Source organism: Aquimarina megaterium XH134, from assembly GCF_000520975.1.
GTDB classification, from domain to species: Bacteria; Bacteroidota; Bacteroidia; order Flavobacteriales; family Flavobacteriaceae; genus Aquimarina; species Aquimarina megaterium.
This window is the reverse complement of record NZ_JACB01000064.1, coordinates 1-17,341: the sequence shown is the minus strand read 5'-3', so window position 1 is coordinate 17,341 and position 17,341 is coordinate 1. Positions and strand designations below refer to the sequence as shown.

The window sequence follows — 17,341 nt, the reverse complement described above, 5'->3', positions numbered from 1 at the left end:
AATTTGTTTTTAGTCTTATTCTGGTTATATAACTCAAAATTATTAAAAATGTGACGTAATGCTAGGTCACATTAACAATAATTTATTATATCTCCTTATAATTGATCAAAATGTTTACGTTTTAAAATAAAATACTGCCATACAACGGAAAAAAGAGAATAATATTTCCCCGTTTTTAAAAGTTTTTTACGTTTTTTATTAAAAGTGTTAAAATTAGTATAGAAACTAATATGTGCTTTGAAAATAGCTGCAAAATGAGAAAATTTTCCTTGTGTAATAAATCTAATTGCAGCAAGCCCATCTAGAATCATTCGTATAAAAATCAAAAACCAAACGTTGTTTCCAGGTACATTTTTAATCAGAAGGTATAGGTTGTTTCTAAAATTTAAAAATGTTTTTCTAGGATTCATAGCATCCAAAGTTGCTCCTCCTAGATGATAAATTGTCGACGTACCTTCATAAAGTATTGTATAGCCATTGCTATGCACACGCCAGCAAAGATCGATCTCCTCCTGGTGAGCAAAAAAATCTTCATCTAGTTTTCCAACCTCTTCAAATACCTGCTTTCTTATAAATATGCACGCTCCACTCGCCCAAAATATAGTAGTAGTATCATCATATTGTCCGTTATCTTCTTCAAGAGTATCAAATATTCTTCCTCGACAATATGGGTATCCCAGCTTATCGATGTACCCACCTGCAGCTCCCGCATATTCAAAATGAGTTTTCTTTTTATAATCAAGGATTTTAGGCTGTATAGCTGCAACTTCTGTATGAGATTTAAACGTTTTAAGAATGGGAACTAACCAATCTTTGGTAACTTCAACATCACTATTTAGAAGGCAAAAAATATCTGCATCAATTTTTGATAAAGCATCATTATATCCTTTAGCATAGCCTCCATTGACTTTGTTTTGAATAATTTTAACTTCAGGAAAAGTAGTCGTTACAAAAGCAACAGAATCATCTGTAGAAGCATTATCAGCAAGATAAATAGTAGCTTCCTTAGAATTTTTGATCACCGAAGGTAAAAATTGCTCTAATAAAGATCTTCCATTCCAATTTAATATGACGACTGCGATATTCACGTCTGCAAAGTAAAAGGAATAATTGAGATAAATTCAAATAAAAAAGAATAAAGTATATCCTATTAAATTAGTACCATGTCTGGTTATGTATATGAAATATTAAATTTTTGAGTTAAGTAACTGTATTACCATAAGTAATGAAGGAAGCAACTATTTATAATCTGGGATATCTTTTAGAAAAGTATACTGTTGATCGGTATAATTCATTTGACAATAATAATGTTCTAAACCATTGGTGATCATTAAATACTCTGAGTCTAAAGCAAGGTTATATCTCGCAATTTGATCAAATACTTCTTGTGTGATTTTTATACGAGCAGATTTACACTCTACAATAAGAAAAATACTACCATCTGGATTAAATATAATAATGTCATAACGTTTGTTGAGTCCATTGAGTTGTATTAATTTTTCTACATTAATTAAGCTTTCGGGATATTTCTTTTCTTCAATAAGAAAGTGGATAGTATGTTGTCGTACCCATTCTTCTGGAGTAAGAATGATAAATTTTTTACGAATTCTGTCAAAAATAGAAACTTTATTTTCGCTATTTTTGAACCTGAACTGATACCCTGGAAAGTTAAGCTTTTGCATAACACAAATTTGATGATTTTTTCTGAATGGATGAAGTAAAACAAATCGTAAGTGATATAAAAAATGGAAATATTAAACCTGTCTATTTCCTTATGGGAGAAGAACCATACTACATAGATAGGATTTCTCAATTTATTGATAAGAATGTACTTGCCGAAGAAGAAAAAGGATTTAATCAAATGGTATTGTACGGTCGTGATGTAAGTATAGAAGATATTGTGGCTAATGCAAAACGTTTTCCGATGATGGCAGAGAGACAGGTTGTTATTGTTAAAGAAGCTCAGGAATTATCCAGAACGATTGAAAAACTTGCAGATTATGTAGAAAACCCGCAACCTTCTACTGTTTTGGTGATATGTTATAAATATAAAAAGATAGATAAAAGAAAGAAACTCTATAAAGTAGTTGCGAAGAATGGGGTTATTTTTGAAAGTAAAAAACTATATGAAAACCAGGTTTCTGATTGGATAAGAAGGGTTCTTGGTGGAGCTAAATATACTATAGAACCCAAAGCGTCTCAAATGCTGGTAGAGTTTTTAGGAACCGATCTTAGCAAAATAAATAATGAGCTAGAAAAACTAAAATTAATTATTCCTTCAGGTACTCAGATTACCGCCGATCAAATTGAAGAGAATATCGGGATTAGTAAAGAGTTTAATAATTTTGAACTTCGAAAGGCAATAGGAACCAGAAATGGAGTTAAAGCACATCTTATTATAAATTATTTTGCACAAAACCCCAAAGACAACCCATTAGTTGTTACGATTTCTTTACTGTATAGCTTTTTTTCTCAAGTATTACAATATCATGGCTTGACCGATAAATCGCAGCGTAATGTTGCCAGTGCTTTAAAGATCAATCCATATTTTGTAAAAGATTACTCAGAAGCAGCTCATAATTATCCTATGAAAAAAGTTAGTGGGATTATTGCTTACCTAAGAGATGCCGATGTAAAAAGTAAAGGAGTAGGAGCAACAAATCTTCCACAAGGTGATATTCTTAAAGAACTTCTGGTAAAAATAATGAGGTAGCTTATACCTTGGGGTTTGTTGCAAAAACGGTAGCCTCGGTAATAAACCCTCGATCGTCCATTTCTAAAAGACTACTAATAGTATGGGCAATTTCTTCTCCTCTAAGTTTGGTTTGCTGTTCTGCTTCGGTGTATTGTTTTGTTTTAGAATTATGATCTACTCTATTATCTGCAAAACCAGTCATAACTTCACTAGGATTTACCTGCATAACTCTAATATTATGAGGACGTAATTCGTTTCTCCAACTTTCGGTCATACCTCGTAGAGCAAATTTGGTAGCAACATATGGCGACGCCGTTGGTGAACCTTTTAGTGAAGAAGTAGATCCTATATTAATAATATTGCCATATTCTTGTGAAACAAAATGCTTTGCCGACTCTTTGGCACATAGTGTAGCACCTAGGATATTAGTTTTAAATTGATCGATAAATTTATCAGCTTCGATATCAACAAGTTTAGAAATATATCCATAACCAGCGTTATTAACCAATACATTAAGTCCATTCATTTTATTTTTGGCTTCCTGCACCATATTCCGAACTTGATTTTCTTCGGTTACATCTGCTTTTATATACTCAATGTTTAATGCTTTTGCAGTTTCCTGTAATGTAGTTTCGTTTCTTCCAGAAATGATTACTTGAGCCCCTTTTTCTTTTAAAAGCTTAGCAGTAGCTTTTCCTATTCCAGAATTACCACCTGTGATTAATACTTTCGCATTTTTAATATTCATAATCTGTGCAATTTTCTTTAGTTGAATATCAAAAATACAGTATGTATTCTAAATCTTTTGTTAAGCCTAAATATATTTTTTATGGAATTGGCAGATATGAGAAATCTTTTACTTCGGTCATCACAAAAGAACTTTGTACTTTAGAAATATTTTCTAGAGAAGCTAGTTTATTAGATAAAAAATCTTGGTAACGTTCCATGTCTTCTGCATAGATTTTAATTAAGTAATCAAACATACCCGCTACATGATAACATTCTACAACTTCGGGGAATTGTTGAATATCTTTTTCAAATTTTTTTAGGTAATCGGTTTGATGAAGATTTAAGGTAACATTACAAAACACCATCAATTGTAATCCAGTCTTTTTACGATCTAAAATAGCTTTATATGATTTTATGTAGCCTTCACGTTCTAATTTTTTGACACGCTCAAAAATCGGAGTGGTAGTTAGGTTTAATCTTTCTGCAATTTCTTTAATCGTGATTTTACCCTCTTTTTGTAATAACAATAATATTGACCGATCTATTTTATCCATAATAATTTTCTATATAAAGCTTGATATTATATCAAATATAGAATAAAATTCTATTTGAATAATAAATGAAGATTATTTTTTCTTAAAATTGATAAGAATAAGGTTTTTAATTCTTTTAGGTGTAGTTTTAAAGATTGAAAAGAGTATTTAGGATATCAATTCAATATTGAAAATAATAGTAAACATGCTGATCTATATTGGCATTAGCTCTACTACTAAAAAAAGAATAAAATAGTATAGATGAAGAAACACGATTTTAACCCCGAGAGTTTAATGATGACTCATGGTTATAAGCCAGAATTATCAGAAGGAGCCATAAAGTGCCCTATTTTTCAAACATCAACCTTTGTTTTTAAAACTGCAGAAGAGGGAAAAGCTTTTTTTGAATTAGCCTATGGTTTAAGGGAGAAATCTCCAAAAGAAGAACTTGGTCTTATTTATAGTAGAATTAATAACCCCAATCTTGAAATCCTGGAAAACCGCCTATGTTTGTGGGATAAAGCAGATGATTGTGCAGTTTTTGAAAGTGGAATGTCTGCAATAAGTACAGTATTGTTAGAATTTCTTAAACCTGGAGATTTGTTAGTATATAGTAATCCATTATATGGAGGGACAGATCATTTTATCCATCATTTTTTAGATAAAATAGGAGTACATACGATAGGAGTAATGCCAAATCAAAGTACAGACGAAGTGATTAAAATGATCAAAGATTCTGGAAAATCAGATCGATTAGCAATGATTTATCTCGAAACTCCCGCCAATCCAACTAATGATATTGTTGATATCGAAAAATATAGCCAGGTTGCTAAACAATTTAGTACTAATGACAGAAAAGCTTTGGTAGCTGTAGATAATACGTATATGGGACCATTATGGCAACACCCTTTACAATGTGGAGCAGATTTGGTACTGTACTCTGCTACAAAATATATAGGAGGACATAGTGATCTTATTGCAGGAGCAGTTTTAGGGAATGCAGAACTAATGTTAAGAGTAAAAACCCTTCGTACTTTTCTAGGAAATATGGTAAGCCCTCATACAGCGTGGTTAATGCTTAGGAGTTTAGAAACTTTAAAAGTAAGAATGGATCAGCAAACAAAAAATGCTCAGATCATTGCTGATTATTTAAATAATCATCCTAAGATTGAAAACGTATACTATTTGGGATTATTAGAAGAAGAAACAGAAGGGTATAAAACATTTCAAAAGCAATGTTCTGCTCCTGGAGCAATGGTGTCTTTTGATATCATAGGTGGAGAAGAAGAAGCATTTATATTCCTTAACAACCTTAAACTAATGAAACTAGCAGTAAGTTTGGGAGGTACAGAAAGTTTAGCCGAACATCCCAAAACTATGACACATGCAGGTGTAGATGAAGAACAAAGACAACAAATGAATATTACAGATCAATTGGTAAGGTTGTCTATAGGAGTAGAGCATGCCAAAGATTTGGTCTGGGATTTAGAACAGGCATTAGAAAAAGTAAAAATCAATTCTAAATGAGAGCTAGAAAAATTATAAAAATTAGAATTTTACTTATAAAAAGCACAGTTAATTTTTAACTGTGCTTTTTATAAGTAAATACTCTGTATTATTGATTAATATATTACCCTTTATTTTCGCAAATATTTTTGAGCGTTGATAAACCTTTATTCCAATCTTTACCCATCATTTCTTCCATATCGGTAAATAAATTCATAAGATTAAAAGGATAAGGCATTTCACTTTGAAATCCCCATGTTACTTTTGTGGTATTGCCTTCTTTCAGTACTTTAATATATCCCTTTGCTTCACTTTCATAAGGTTCATAAAATTTAAGATCTGTTTCAAAAAGATTTGGCTTTTCAATTTTGGCAATAGTTTGACTGCCTTTGCCTACTTCTTTTACATCACTATCCCAGCTAGCTGTTGCGCCAATTTTCCCATCTGTACCTGTAAATTCTTTTGCCATGTTTGGATCATAATCATTCCATGGACTCCATTTATCTAAATCAGCGAGACTATTTACATTTTCCCACACAACCTCTATAGGAGCATCGATACCAATAGATTTTTCATAAACTACTTCTTTAGAAACAAAGACTGCCGCTATAAGGATAATAGCGATAAGTGCAATAAGCAGAATTCCTATTTTTTTTAAAATTTTCATGTTGTTGCTGTTTATTTATAGTTAAAATTAAATTCAGAATATAATACGTATAGCAACATACAGTTAGATTCATAGTTTGTTAGTTCTGAAAAAGGGGAGTATACAAATTTAAAAGTTTTTTATAAATATGTATGTTTTTAAAAACCAGTAGGATTCTATAAGTTCATCTAATTAGCATTTTGATGAAGAATAAGTGAAATGCCATAATAGAATATTTATACTTATTTAACTCTTCTGGCTTCAAAGGTTTTAAATAGAAAACTTTTATATGCTCTTATAAAACAAAGATCAGTATTGTCACTATTAATCCAAACTTTTACAATATAGCTTTTACCACTATCTGCATTATAAATAGTTCCGCCAGATAATGCCCCATCTTTATATCTTAAGTTTTCTAAAATATTCATCCCAAGTAAAGGACGACCTTGAAGCTTTTTTTGAGGGTTTTTATTATCCAAACCATTAAGATTGGATAAGGGGCGTTCTGCTCGTTTATCAATTTTTCCAAAAAAATAGTCTCCATCTCTATAGATTTCGATAATCGATCCTCCTTTAATTTTCCATTTTCCAATATAAGTATCAGAACTTACAGAAGATGTTAGAAAAAGAAGGGGTAATACTAAGAATATGATAAATTTCATTAACGTAAACTTAGCAATTAAATTAGATTAATCCTTAAAAAAAACTAAAATGATTTATAATATACTGCATAAAAAAAACCTTACTCTCTGTTTTATAGCAAATTGTAAGGCTTTCTTATTTTGAAATAGATAAGGTGTTGTTATTTCAAACTACCTACCATATCTTCTGGTTTTACCCATTCGTCAAATTCTTGTTCGGTTACATATCCTAAAGCTACAGCTTCATGTTTTAGAGTTGTTCCATTTTGGTGAGCAGTATTAGCGATTTCGGCGGCTTTATAATATCCGATTTTAGTATTTAAAGCAGTAACCAGCATTAATGAGTTATTCAATAATTCAGTAATTCTCTTTTGATTAGGTTCGATTCCCTGGGCGCAATGCTCATCAAAAGAAATACAGGCATCTCCAATAAGTTGAGCACTCTGAAGTAAGTTTGAAGCCATAACAGGTTTAAATACATTCAATTCAAAATGCCCTTGCATTCCTCCAACATTAATAGCTACATCATTACCCATAACTTGTGCACATACCATAGTTAATGCTTCACATTGTGTGGGGTTTACTTTACCAGGCATAATAGAACTCCCTGGTTCATTGGCAGGAATAATTAGTTCACCAATTCCACTTCTTGGCCCAGAAGCCAGCATACGAATATCATTTCCTATTTTATTTAATGAAACGGCCAATTGTTTTAAAGCACCGTGACTCTCTACAAAGGCATCATGTGCAGCCAACGCTTCAAATTTGTTTTCAGCTGTAATGAATGGTAAACTGGTAAATTGTGCAATAAATTCTGAAACTCGTTTTGCATATCCTTTTGGAGTATTTAACCCAGTTCCTACAGCAGTTCCTCCTAAGGCTAATTCTGCCATGTGAGGTAAGGTGTTTTCTAAAGCCTTAATTCCGTGATCCAATTGAGAAACATACCCTGATAATTCTTGTCCTATCGTAAGTGGTGTAGCATCCATAAAGTGAGTACGACCAATTTTTACTACATTTTTAAACTCTTCAGACTTTTTCTTAAGAGTATCTCTTAATTGAATTATCCCCGGAATAGTTATTTCTACTATTTTTTTATAGGCTGCAATATGCATTCCTGTAGGAAAAGTATCATTTGATGATTGAGATTTATTAACATCATCATTTGGTTGTAATGTTTTGTCTCCTTCACCAATTGTTTTACCAGCTAATTGATGTGCTCTATTAGCAATAACTTCATTCACATTCATATTACTTTGAGTACCAGAACCAGTTTGCCAGATTACCAAAGGAAATTGGTTATCATGTTTTCCTTCTAGTATTTCATCACATACTTGCGAAATAAGATCTCTTTTCTCTATCGGTAATACGCCCAATTCGCAATTTGTATATGCTGCAGCTTTTTTTAAATAAGCAAAACCATATACAATTTCTAATGGCATAGATGCTGATGCACCAATTCTAAAATTATTTCTGGAGCGTTCTGTTTGTGCTCCCCAAAGCTTATCAGCAGGTACTTTTACCTCGCCCATCGTATCCTTCTCTATTCTATATTCCATTTGTGGTAAGATGATTTGTTTTTTTTAAGAGTGCAAATTTAAGCATTTGCCTCACTATTTTTGAATAAAGTAGCTACTTTTTAGTAGATAAATTGAGATCATAAGAGATTTAAAAATAAATTATATTTCTGCTATGAGATATAAGTAAGAGTTATTATCTTTGACAAAATTTGAAAATTAGAATATTGTTATGTTTGAATTCGATCAGTACCTTGGTTTTTTAGCGTTCTTAACTATCCTTACCATTGGATTTTGGTTAATGATCTTTTTGTTAACTTTTGTTATTCCTTATTGGATTATAGGAGCTAATGTTGAGAACTTCAAATTGAGAAGAGAAGCTAAACGCAAAGCGAAAGAAGAAGCATAATTGTTTATAACATTATAAAAAAAGGAAGTCATTTTGACTTCCTTTTTTTGTTTTAATTCTATAAGTATTATCCTTCGAATTCTTCATCCCCGTTAATACCTCTTTGAGGGCGTTGTCTTTTCTTTTTCTGATTAAACCTGTAGGTAAATGATAGATTAAAGCTACGTTCTCTCCATTGAAATTCATTATCCGACATAAATGTAGTAGTAGTAGAGGTGCTTATTCGCTTTCGAGAGTTAAATACATCACTAACATTAAAAGTTATCGAAGCCTTTTCTTTAAAAAGATCTTTACTGAATGCAAAGTTCATACTAAAAATACCATCACTTTTTGTTTGTGCATTTTCACTTGGCCCTCTATAAAACATACTGGTTTGCCAATCTATTTTTGCTGGTAGTGTAACTTTATTATTAAGTCTTGCAAACCAACTAAAATTATCTGCATCAAGATTTTCTCCATTATTCTCTCCTCGAACACTATTCTGAAATGCGTTAAAATTACCATTCACTCTCCATTTTCTACTTGGGTTATAAGTAAGAGTAAACTCAAAACCATATCGATCAGAACTAGTTAAGTTTATAGGTGTTCTTCTAATAACAGGAACTTCTGTACCAGGATTATTTGCATCTGCTCCAATAGTTGTAGTATCACCTGTATCTTCAGAAATAAAAGTGAATATTTGTGTAGAGTGATTATAATATATAGATGTATTTAAAGTAAGCTTTCCCATTCTATTTAAATATCCTAAATCAAATGCATTAGAGTAACTTGGATCAAGATCTGGATTTCCCTGAAATAAATTAGTAGCACTAGATCTAGAAGGAAAAGGGTTAATAAATCTGGACCTAGGCCTACGTATTCTACGGTTATAACCAAGAGTTAAACTTTGTTTTTTAGAGATTTCGTATCCCAGATTAACCGTAGGAAATATGTCGGTATAATTCTTTTTGCTTAAATCATTACTAGTTTGCTGATCAATGGTAATTCGAGTACTTTCCATTCTAAGTCCTAATAAATAAGATAGTTTTCCCCATTTACTTCCTAATTGTGTATACCCAGCATTTACTTGTTCTGTATACAATAAGGTGTTTGATAAATCAGAATTTGTTGTTATGGATCCATTATCTTCTAACTGTACCAGATAATCAGTATCCAACTCATTAAAATTACCTCTATATCCTAATTCGAATTGAGTGTTTTCACCGATAGGTAATACATAATCAGCTTGCAACAGAATACGATTTTGTTCTTCTATTGTTTCTACAAGCTCTACAGCAGTTATATTTTCTTGTGTAATTTTTGATCTTTCATCTTCATTACTATCTTCTATCTGAAAATCGAAAGTTAATTTGTGACCACTGGTATCAAAATCTTTAGTGTAATTAAGAGAGTATTGTTTCGTAATATCATCTTCGATTTCTGGATCAAAACGAATATTTTGACTTAAAATATCTCCATTAGAATTTAATTCTGTAATTCTATTTGTTGTATTACTTTCTTTATCACTAGATCTATATAAAAAAGATGTTGTGACAGATGAAGTTTCGTTGATATACCATTCGACTCCTATATTAGAATTTAATCCTTTACGTATCCTATCAAAATCCCGTTCTTCTCTTAAAAAAGAGCTAGGTAAGCCACTAAAAAGATATTGAGTTTGTGAAAAAGAATTCCCTGGGACTTCTCTATAGTTATATCCTGAAGTTGTAAAAAAATTAAAATCTCCAGATCGATAATTTAGATTTCCCGAAATACCAGCAGATAGGGGATAACCACCATTAATTGTAATGGCTCCGTTCATACCTTGTAATTTACTTCGTCTTAGAATAATATTTAAAATCCCTGCAGTTCCTTCTGCATCATAACGAGCAGAAGGCGAGGTGATTACTTCGACTCTTTCTATAGATTCTGCAGGCAGTTGTCTTAATGCATCTGTACTGTTTAAACCAACTAAACCCGATGGCTTTCCGTTAATAAGGATTCTTACATTATCGTTACCACGAAGTGCAACATTTCCTTCGACATCTACAGAAACAGAAGGTACATTATCCAGAACATCACTCACCGTACCGCCACTCACTGTGAGATCTTTGCCTACATTATAAATCTTTTTATCTAATTTGATTTCTACAGTAGTTTTTTCTGCTATGACGACAACATCGTCTAGTGTTTCGGTATCTAATCCAAGAGTAATTGTACCTAAGTTTGTGTTTTTGAATAACTTTTGCCTGGGAAGCTTTTTGGTTTTAAATGAGATAAATTCGACACTTACGTCATATACTCCAGCATCTACTTCGATAGCAAATTTTCCATTTTTATCGGTAATACCGCCAGTAACAATTTTCTGTAGCCTGGGGCTAAAAAAAGCTATTGTAGCATATTCCAGGGGTTTATTAGTGTCTTGATCTAAGATTAAACCAGTAATGTTTACAGGCCCCTTTGTAAAGTTTCGATTTTGAGCAGATAGTGTAAGTGTTAATGCCGAAAATAGTAAGAATAAAAATTTCTTCATTTTTAAAATTGAATAATTCTGGCCAAAAGTATCGAAGCAGATACGAGAAGGCGGTTAATGATGTGTTAAATGTGATGTATTTAAAATGGATGATACGTAGTATCACCTAATTCAATTACTTGCATTTAGACATGAAGAAATGTAAAAGGTTTAATCTTAAGCAAAAAATATTTTATAAGAGAGGGATTACTTATATAATATCAATAACTTTTTCTGGTGGTCGTCCGATTATTGCTTTACCTTCGTTAACAACAATAGGGCGTTCGATTAATTTTGGATTATTAGAGAGTATAGTGATCAATTCAGAATCGGTATAATCTTTACCTTTAAAATTTTCTTTCCAGATGGCTTCATTTTTTCTAACCAGGTCTATAGGAGAGATATCTAAAAGTTTAAGTATTTCTTTTAATTCTTTTTCTGAAGGTGGATTTTGTAGGTAATTAACCACAGTAATGTCTTTTTTTTGCTCTTCGAGTATGGCAAGACATCCTCTTGATTTACTACATCTCGAATTATGATAAATTGTGATCATTTTGGTTTTGTTTTTTAATCGTCATTTTTTTGTCCCATTGCCATAAGGTAAGCCTTTAAGAATTGATTGATGTTACCATCCATTACAGCATCTACATTACCTGTTTCTTCTGCAGTTCTTACATCTTTAACCAATTTATAAGGGTGCATGACATAATTACGAATTTGAGATCCCCATTCTATTTTCATTTTTGAGGCCTCGATCTCATCACGTTGCGCTTGTTGCTTCTTAAGTTCAATTTCAAACAATTGTGATTTAAGCATTTGTAATGCTTTTAACCTATTTTCTTGTTGTGATCTTGTATCTGAGCATGAAATCTGGATTCCGGTAGGGAAGTGGGTGAGCTGTACTTTGGTTTCTACTTTATTTACATTTTGTCCACCTGCTCCACTAGAACGAGATGTGATGATTTCATAATCAGCAGGGTTGATATCTATTTCTATACTATCATCGGCAAGAGGATACACATAAATAGAAGCAAACGAAGTATGACGTTTTGCATTACTATCGAATGGAGAGATACGTACTAATCGATGCACACCATTTTCTCCTTTCAACCATCCAAATGCATAGTCTCCTTCAATTTCGAGAGTAACTGTTTTTATACCTGCTACATCACCTCCTTGATAATTAAGCTCTCTAATTTTAAAGCCTTGTTTTTCTGCCCACATCAGGTACATGCGCATGAGCATGCTAGCCCAATCACAACTTTCGGTACCTCCTGCGCCTGCTGTGATTTGTAGTACGGCACTCATATTGTCCCCTTCATCACTAAGCATATTTTTAAATTCCAAATCTTCAATTAACGATTTGGTTTCATCATAACGTTCAGAAACTTCTGCTTCGGTGGCATCACCTTCTTTATAAAATTCATAAAGTACTTCGAGGTCATCAACCAGTGTAACTCCTTTTTCGTATTCAGAAACCCACTTTTTTTCAGCATTTAGAATGCGCATTAGTTTTTCGGCTTCCTGGGCATTATCCCAAAAATCCGGAGCAAATGTTTTTTCTTCCTGATTAGCTATTTCTATAAGTTTGGCATCAATGTCAAAGATACCTCCTTAACGCAACCAGGCGCTCCCTAAGATCTTGTAAAGTCTCAGTATTGATCATAATCTAATTTATTTTTGACAAAAATAAGATTTAACAGTTCAGTAAGAAGTAATTTTTGTGTTATTTTATAGATTTAGAAATTTTATCACATAAATCATCAGTCTATGAAACTACGCTTCATTTGTTTATTCTTTCTAGCGGGGAATATCATTTCGGCTCAATTTTTAGAAAAACAGAAAAATTTGGCATCTTTTGATGGCTATTTTAAGTTCTATTATAATGAATCAAAAGATGAGATTTATCTAGAAGTAGATAAGCTCGACTCAGAGTTTTTATATGTACATTCGTTGGCTACAGGGTTAGGATCAAATGATATAGGATTAGATAGAGGACAGATTGGAGACGGCGTAGTAGTAAAGTTTCAAAAAGCAGGTGGTAAGCTGTTACTGGTGCAACCCAATCAACGATACCGCGCTATAACAGACAATACACTAGAGAAAAGAAGTGTAGAACAGGCTTTTGCAAAATCTGTACTGTTTGGATTTCCTATTAAAGAAGAGAAGTCTAATACATATATTATTGACTTAACTCCTTTTCTTCTACAGGATACTCATAACATCATTAATCGATTAAAGTATCAAAAAGAAGGAACGTACAGTGTTGACAAAACCAGAAGCAGTTTGAGTCTCGAAAGAACCAAAGCTTTTCCTAAAAATGTAGAATTTGAGGCTTTGATTACCTATAAAGGCTCACCTACGGGGCAAAATATTAGATCCGTAGCACCAGACTCAAAATTCTTAACTGTTATTCAGCATCATTCGTTTGTAGAACTACCAGATGATGGATATAAGAAAAGAGAGTTTGATCCCAGAAGTGGAGCTATATCTGTTTCCTACCTGGATTATGCAACACCTGTACAAGATCCTATAAAGAAGCGCTATATTATTAGACATCGATTAGAGAAAAAAAATCCAAATCAAGATATAAGTGAAGCAAAAGAACCTATTGTTTATTATTTAGATCCTGGTACCCCAGAACCGGTGCGATCTGCATTATTGGATGGAGCAAGATGGTGGAATCAGGCATATGAAGCAATTGGTTTTAAAGATGCGTACCAGGTTAAGATGTTACCTGCAGATGCAGATCCTATGGATTTACGATATAATGTAATACAATGGGTACATCGTTCTACCAGAGGGTGGAGTTATGGTGCAAGTGTTGTTGATCCCAGAACAGGAGAGATTCTTAAAGGACATGTAAGTTTAGGGAGTTTAAGAATACGTCAGGACTTTCTAATAGCTCAGGCATTACTAAATCAACCTTTTGCTACTCGTGATGATAATTATGAACCTATGTTGAAAATGGCACTAGCTCGTATTCGCCAATTATCTGCGCATGAGGTAGGCCATACTATTGGTTTTGCGCATAATTTTACCGCAAGTACAAACGGAAGAGCATCGGTAATGGATTATCCTCACCCAACAGTGGCACTTAAGAATGGCAAAATAGATTTGTCGAATGCTTATGATACCAATATAGGAGAATGGGATAAGGTAACAGTAGCATACAGTTATTCAGAATTTGATAAAAATACTAATGAAAAAGAAGCACTTAACAAGATTTTGAATACCGCTTATCAATCGGGTCTTCGTTTTATTTCAGATAGTGATGCCAGACCTCAAGGAGGAGCACATGAATTAGCTCATTTATGGGATAATGGTAAAAGTGTTACCGAAGAACTAGATAATATGCTGAAAATTAGAGAAGTTGCGATACGCAATTTTTCTTCAGATAACATAAGAAGTAATGAACCATATTCGGTTTTAGAAGATGTTTTTGTACCATTGTATTTTTTCCACAGGTATCAAACGGAGGCTACAGTAAAGCTTATTGGAGGACTAAATTATAATTATGCAGTTAAGGGTGATCAACAAACGATTGTAGAAACAGTTAATTCAAAAAAACAAAAAGAAGCACTTGAAGCAGTTTTAAAGACATTATCTCCTGAAATTTTGGCTATTCCAGAAGATAAATTAAAATTATTTCCACCAAGAGCTTTTGGATATGGTAGAACCAGAGAATCTTTTAAAGGAAAAACAGGAGTTGGTTTTGATGCTCTAAGCGTAGCTTCTACAGCAAGTGATATGAGTCTTTCTTTGTTATTGCATCCCGAGAGAGCATCTCGACTGGTACAGCAAAAAAGTTTAGATCAAAATCAATTAGGATTAGTAGAAACTCTAGATGAATTATTAAGATTCTCTTTTGAAACCAAAGCTAAAAATAATTACCATAAAGAAATTCAACATATGGTAAAAGCTAATATTTTAAAATATTTAATGAACCTTAGTAAGAATACACAAACGTATTCGCAAGTTAACGCTATCGCATATGCAAAAATTAAAGGTTTAATTCCCCTTCTTAAAAGCAAGACTGGCGATGTTACAGATAAAATGTATAATGAATATTATCTCAATCAAATTAATAAATTTATAGAGAAGCCAGAGGATTTTAAAGTATTACCATCTCCCAAAATACCAGATGGGTCTCCTATAGGTAGTTTTAGTTGTGGTTTTTAAATATATACCTTATCATTTTGGGTACTATAAAATAGATATCAGTCTAAATTCTAGAATTTAGACTGATATTGTTTGAAGCCCTACTATTTTACTTTTTATCTTTACCACTTTACAAATTCGAAATACTAAACACTACATGACTATTGAAATTCAACTAAGGAATAAATTAAAGGAAATAAGTGAGGTTTTAGATGCTAAAGCAAAAAATAATCAGGAAGTAGGGGTTTTATCAGGAGTTTCTGGAGTTGCTTTATTTCAGTTTTATTATTCAAAATTTTTAGATGAGGATATTCATGCAGATAAAGGAGCAGAAACAATTACAAGAGCTGTAGAACTTATTAATAATGGTTTTACTTTTCCCACTTTTTGTACTGGAATTGCAGGAGCATGTTGGGTGCTCGAAATTCTTAAAGAAGAAGAGTTTGTAGAGTTAGATGATGACTTCCTTTCGTCTGATTTAGATTCTTATTTGTTAGAAGCAATGAGAGCTGATATAAAAACAGAGAATTATGATTTTCTACATGGTGCAATGGGATATGGATATTATTTTTTAAAGCGTTATCAAAATCTGGCTTCAGAAGAGTCAAAAAAGCACTATAAGAACTACCTTGATGAATTAATTGCAGCACTAAAAAAATCATCAAAAAAGAATGACCACGGAGTATGGTGGGAGTCTGTTCTAAGGCAGGAAGAAGGAGTTAAGGGGTGTAATTTAAGTTTGTCTCACGGAATATCAAGTATGGTTAATTTCCTATCCCGAATAGCCGAACATAAAGAATTTTATGATGATGTTAGAGAGATGTTACAACAGTCGGTGCGCTATATATTGCATTGTAAAAATAAAGATAAAACACTAACCGCTACATTTCCTAATTGGATTATTGAAGAGAATGTAGAGGATAATAATTCGAGATTAGCGTGGTGCTATGGAGATTTAGGGATAGGAATATCGATATTTAGAGCGGGTACAATATTAGGAGATACCCAAATTAGTGATGAAGCAATAGCTATTTTAAAATATTCTACGCAACGAAAAAATATTGAAGAAGCAGGAATTCAGGATGCTGGATTGTGCCATGGAGCATATGGAGTACTTCATATTTATAATTATTTATATAGAAAAACAAACGATATAGCATTTAAGGAAGCTTCTGATTTTTGGGCCCAGAAAGCACTTGGTATGGCGATACATGAACAAGGATACGCGGGATATATGGTATGGCGAGGAACAGATGAAGAAAAATGGAAAACCGAAGTAAGTTTGCTTGAAGGTGTTGCGGGTATCGGGTTATCTATAATATCCTATTTGGCTCCTTTTGACACCAAATGGGACGAATGCCTTTTGATTAGCTAATTCTTTTTCCTTTATAATTTCAAAAACTACAATTTCATAGAGGCATTTTAACCGCCTCATGATAAGATTTTCTGCCATTTAATCTAAAAACAAAGTCGAAATTCTGGAAAATCGTTCGTTTTTCCAGAATACTCAATACTACTATTTGCATTAAGCTTATAGAGCAAGCTATGTTTGTTTCTATCAAAGCGCTTTGATATTTGTATAACTTAAAATTAGATATCATGAAAAGTAAAAAGAAATTGAGTCTTAAGAAAATGAATGTTGCACAATTAGATAGCATTAAGGGGGGAATAAACTGGCCTCATCCAATAACAGGACCTGGTTTACCAACAGCAGATCCATTTGGTTGTGGAAATGGTACGCAAGGATTGGCATGTCAATACTCACAAACACCTATGAGCTGCCAGGTATGTGTTAATGCTCACAAGTAAATAACAATACTTATCGAGATTCTTTGCTAATACATTTTTAGCTGATTTGTAAACACACAGTTTTTCGAAAGTTGAGATGAATCGTCTGAAAAATATATTTCAGACGATTTTTTGTTTATGATTATTAGACGATAAAATACTTTCTTTTTTTAGAGAAATAATACTTGAAATGTTTTCAGTCATTTTTTTATGAAAAAACAAAAT

At 32.5% G+C, this 17,341-nt stretch carries 16 protein-coding genes; 6 read left to right on the top strand and 10 right to left on the bottom strand.

Annotated elements, in window-relative coordinates:
• Nucleotides 1-95: 95 nt before the first annotated feature.
• Together Z053_RS0125565 and Z053_RS0125560 are read right to left on the bottom strand one after the other, a co-directional pair.
• Nucleotides 96-1,088, bottom strand: a complete 993-nt coding sequence (locus tag Z053_RS0125565) for a glycosyltransferase family 2 protein (RefSeq protein WP_025667800.1) — start codon at nt 1,086-1,088, stop codon at nt 96-98.
• A gap of 150 nt (nt 1,089-1,238) precedes the next feature.
• Nucleotides 1,239-1,682 carry a type I restriction enzyme HsdR N-terminal domain-containing protein gene (locus Z053_RS0125560; protein WP_025667799.1) on the bottom strand — a complete coding sequence of 148 codons (444 nt, stop codon included), beginning with the start codon at nt 1,680-1,682 and terminating at the stop codon, nt 1,239-1,241.
• Nucleotides 1,683-1,708: 26 nt separating this feature from the next.
• Here Z053_RS0125560 and holA point away from each other — a divergent pair, with 26 nt between their 5' ends.
• Complete coding sequence (gene holA / locus Z053_RS0125555; RefSeq protein WP_025667798.1) at nt 1,709-2,713, top strand: DNA polymerase III subunit delta; 1,005 nt, start codon at nt 1,709-1,711, stop codon at nt 2,711-2,713.
• A 1-nt stretch (nt 2,714) separates the two neighbouring features.
• On the opposite strand, the gene Z053_RS0125550 is transcribed toward holA, so the two are convergent.
• Together Z053_RS0125550 and Z053_RS0125545 are read right to left on the bottom strand one after the other, a co-directional pair.
• The gene (locus Z053_RS0125550) at nt 2,715-3,443 is read right to left on the bottom strand and encodes an SDR family oxidoreductase (protein WP_025667797.1); all 729 of its coding nucleotides are present in this window, start codon (nt 3,441-3,443) and stop codon (nt 2,715-2,717) included.
• 79 nt (nt 3,444-3,522) lie between these two features.
• On the bottom strand, nt 3,523-3,978 hold the full coding sequence (locus tag Z053_RS0125545; protein ID WP_035096872.1) for an Lrp/AsnC family transcriptional regulator: 456 nt from the start codon (nt 3,976-3,978) through the stop codon (nt 3,523-3,525).
• 240 nt (nt 3,979-4,218) lie between these two features.
• Between Z053_RS0125545 and Z053_RS0125540 the strand changes: the two genes are divergently transcribed.
• On the top strand, nt 4,219-5,484 hold the full coding sequence (locus tag Z053_RS0125540; protein ID WP_025667795.1) for a cystathionine gamma-synthase family protein: 1,266 nt from the start codon (nt 4,219-4,221) through the stop codon (nt 5,482-5,484).
• A 103-nt stretch (nt 5,485-5,587) separates the two neighbouring features.
• Here the strand turns inward: Z053_RS0125540 and Z053_RS0125535 are convergent, their stop codons facing one another.
• The 3 genes from Z053_RS0125535 to fumC all read right to left on the bottom strand — a co-directional run bounded on the left by Z053_RS0125535 (nt 5,588) and on the right by fumC (nt 8,309).
• Complete coding sequence (locus tag Z053_RS0125535; RefSeq protein WP_025667794.1) at nt 5,588-6,130, bottom strand: SRPBCC family protein; 543 nt, start codon at nt 6,128-6,130, stop codon at nt 5,588-5,590.
• A 221-nt stretch (nt 6,131-6,351) separates the two neighbouring features.
• On the bottom strand, nt 6,352-6,771 hold the full coding sequence (locus Z053_RS0125530; protein ID WP_025667793.1) for a DUF2147 domain-containing protein: 420 nt from the start codon (nt 6,769-6,771) through the stop codon (nt 6,352-6,354).
• Between the two features lie 140 nt (nt 6,772-6,911).
• Nucleotides 6,912-8,309 (bottom strand): class II fumarate hydratase, encoded by a 1,398-nt coding sequence (fumC, locus tag Z053_RS0125525; RefSeq protein WP_025667792.1) that lies wholly within the window; start codon nt 8,307-8,309, stop codon nt 6,912-6,914.
• A 190-nt stretch (nt 8,310-8,499) separates the two neighbouring features.
• Here fumC and Z053_RS31795 point away from each other — a divergent pair, with 190 nt between their 5' ends.
• Nucleotides 8,500-8,676, top strand: coding sequence for a hypothetical protein (locus tag Z053_RS31795; RefSeq protein WP_165583327.1), 177 nt, complete (start codon nt 8,500-8,502; stop codon nt 8,674-8,676).
• A 67-nt stretch (nt 8,677-8,743) separates the two neighbouring features.
• Here the strand turns inward: Z053_RS31795 and Z053_RS0125515 are convergent, their stop codons facing one another.
• The 3 genes from Z053_RS0125515 to prfB form a co-directional block, all read right to left on the bottom strand.
• Nucleotides 8,744-11,188, bottom strand: coding sequence for a TonB-dependent receptor domain-containing protein (locus tag Z053_RS0125515; protein ID WP_025667791.1), 2,445 nt, complete (start codon nt 11,186-11,188; stop codon nt 8,744-8,746).
• A 190-nt stretch (nt 11,189-11,378) separates the two neighbouring features.
• Nucleotides 11,379-11,720, bottom strand: coding sequence for an arsenate reductase (glutaredoxin) (gene arsC / locus Z053_RS0125510; RefSeq protein ID WP_025667790.1), 342 nt, complete (start codon nt 11,718-11,720; stop codon nt 11,379-11,381).
• Between the two features lie 14 nt (nt 11,721-11,734).
• A protein-coding gene (gene prfB / locus Z053_RS0125505) for a peptide chain release factor 2 (RefSeq protein ID WP_152538397.1) occupies nt 11,735-12,833 on the bottom strand; the annotation gives its coding sequence in 2 pieces (ribosomal slippage) (nt 11,735-12,769 and nt 12,771-12,833; 1,098 coding nt in all).
• A 104-nt stretch (nt 12,834-12,937) separates the two neighbouring features.
• Here prfB and Z053_RS0125500 point away from each other — a divergent pair.
• The 3 genes from Z053_RS0125500 to Z053_RS0125485 all read left to right on the top strand — a co-directional run bounded on the left by Z053_RS0125500 (nt 12,938) and on the right by Z053_RS0125485 (nt 17,137).
• Nucleotides 12,938-15,349 (top strand): zinc-dependent metalloprotease, encoded by a 2,412-nt coding sequence (locus tag Z053_RS0125500; protein WP_025667788.1) that lies wholly within the window; start codon nt 12,938-12,940, stop codon nt 15,347-15,349.
• 136 nt (nt 15,350-15,485) lie between these two features.
• On the top strand, nt 15,486-16,703 hold the full coding sequence (locus tag Z053_RS0125495; protein WP_025667787.1) for a lanthionine synthetase C family protein: 1,218 nt from the start codon (nt 15,486-15,488) through the stop codon (nt 16,701-16,703).
• A 224-nt stretch (nt 16,704-16,927) separates the two neighbouring features.
• The gene (locus Z053_RS0125485; protein WP_025667785.1) at nt 16,928-17,137 is read left to right on the top strand and encodes a hypothetical protein; all 210 of its coding nucleotides are present in this window, start codon (nt 16,928-16,930) and stop codon (nt 17,135-17,137) included.
• Nucleotides 17,138-17,341 lie beyond the last annotated feature (204 nt).

Bases quoted from the DNA above. Each gene is read 5' to 3' on its own strand.
- Z053_RS0125530 (WP_025667793.1), bottom strand. From the start codon at position 6,771: ATGAAATTTATCATATTCTTAGTATTACCCCTTCTTTTTCTAACATCT.
- Z053_RS0125515 (WP_025667791.1), bottom strand. From the start codon at position 11,188: ATGAAGAAATTTTTATTCTTACTATTTTCGGCATTAACACTTACACTA.
- holA (WP_025667798.1), top strand. From the start codon at position 1,709: ATGGATGAAGTAAAACAAATCGTAAGTGATATAAAAAATGGAAATATT.
- Z053_RS0125545 (WP_035096872.1), bottom strand. From the start codon at position 3,978: ATGGATAAAATAGATCGGTCAATATTATTGTTATTACAAAAAGAGGGT.
- Z053_RS0125550 (WP_025667797.1), bottom strand. From the start codon at position 3,443: ATGAATATTAAAAATGCGAAAGTATTAATCACAGGTGGTAATTCTGGA.
- arsC (WP_025667790.1), bottom strand. From the start codon at position 11,720: ATGATCACAATTTATCATAATTCGAGATGTAGTAAATCAAGAGGATGT.
- Z053_RS0125485 (WP_025667785.1), top strand. From the start codon at position 16,928: ATGAAAAGTAAAAAGAAATTGAGTCTTAAGAAAATGAATGTTGCACAA.
- Z053_RS0125540 (WP_025667795.1), top strand. From the start codon at position 4,219: ATGAAGAAACACGATTTTAACCCCGAGAGTTTAATGATGACTCATGGT.
- Z053_RS0125560 (WP_025667799.1), bottom strand. From the start codon at position 1,682: ATGCAAAAGCTTAACTTTCCAGGGTATCAGTTCAGGTTCAAAAATAGC.
- Z053_RS31795 (WP_165583327.1), top strand. From the start codon at position 8,500: ATGTTTGAATTCGATCAGTACCTTGGTTTTTTAGCGTTCTTAACTATC.
- fumC (WP_025667792.1), bottom strand. From the start codon at position 8,309: ATGGAATATAGAATAGAGAAGGATACGATGGGCGAGGTAAAAGTACCT.
- Z053_RS0125500 (WP_025667788.1), top strand. From the start codon at position 12,938: ATGAAACTACGCTTCATTTGTTTATTCTTTCTAGCGGGGAATATCATT.
- Z053_RS0125535 (WP_025667794.1), bottom strand. From the start codon at position 6,130: ATGAAAATTTTAAAAAAAATAGGAATTCTGCTTATTGCACTTATCGCT.
- Z053_RS0125495 (WP_025667787.1), top strand. From the start codon at position 15,486: ATGACTATTGAAATTCAACTAAGGAATAAATTAAAGGAAATAAGTGAG.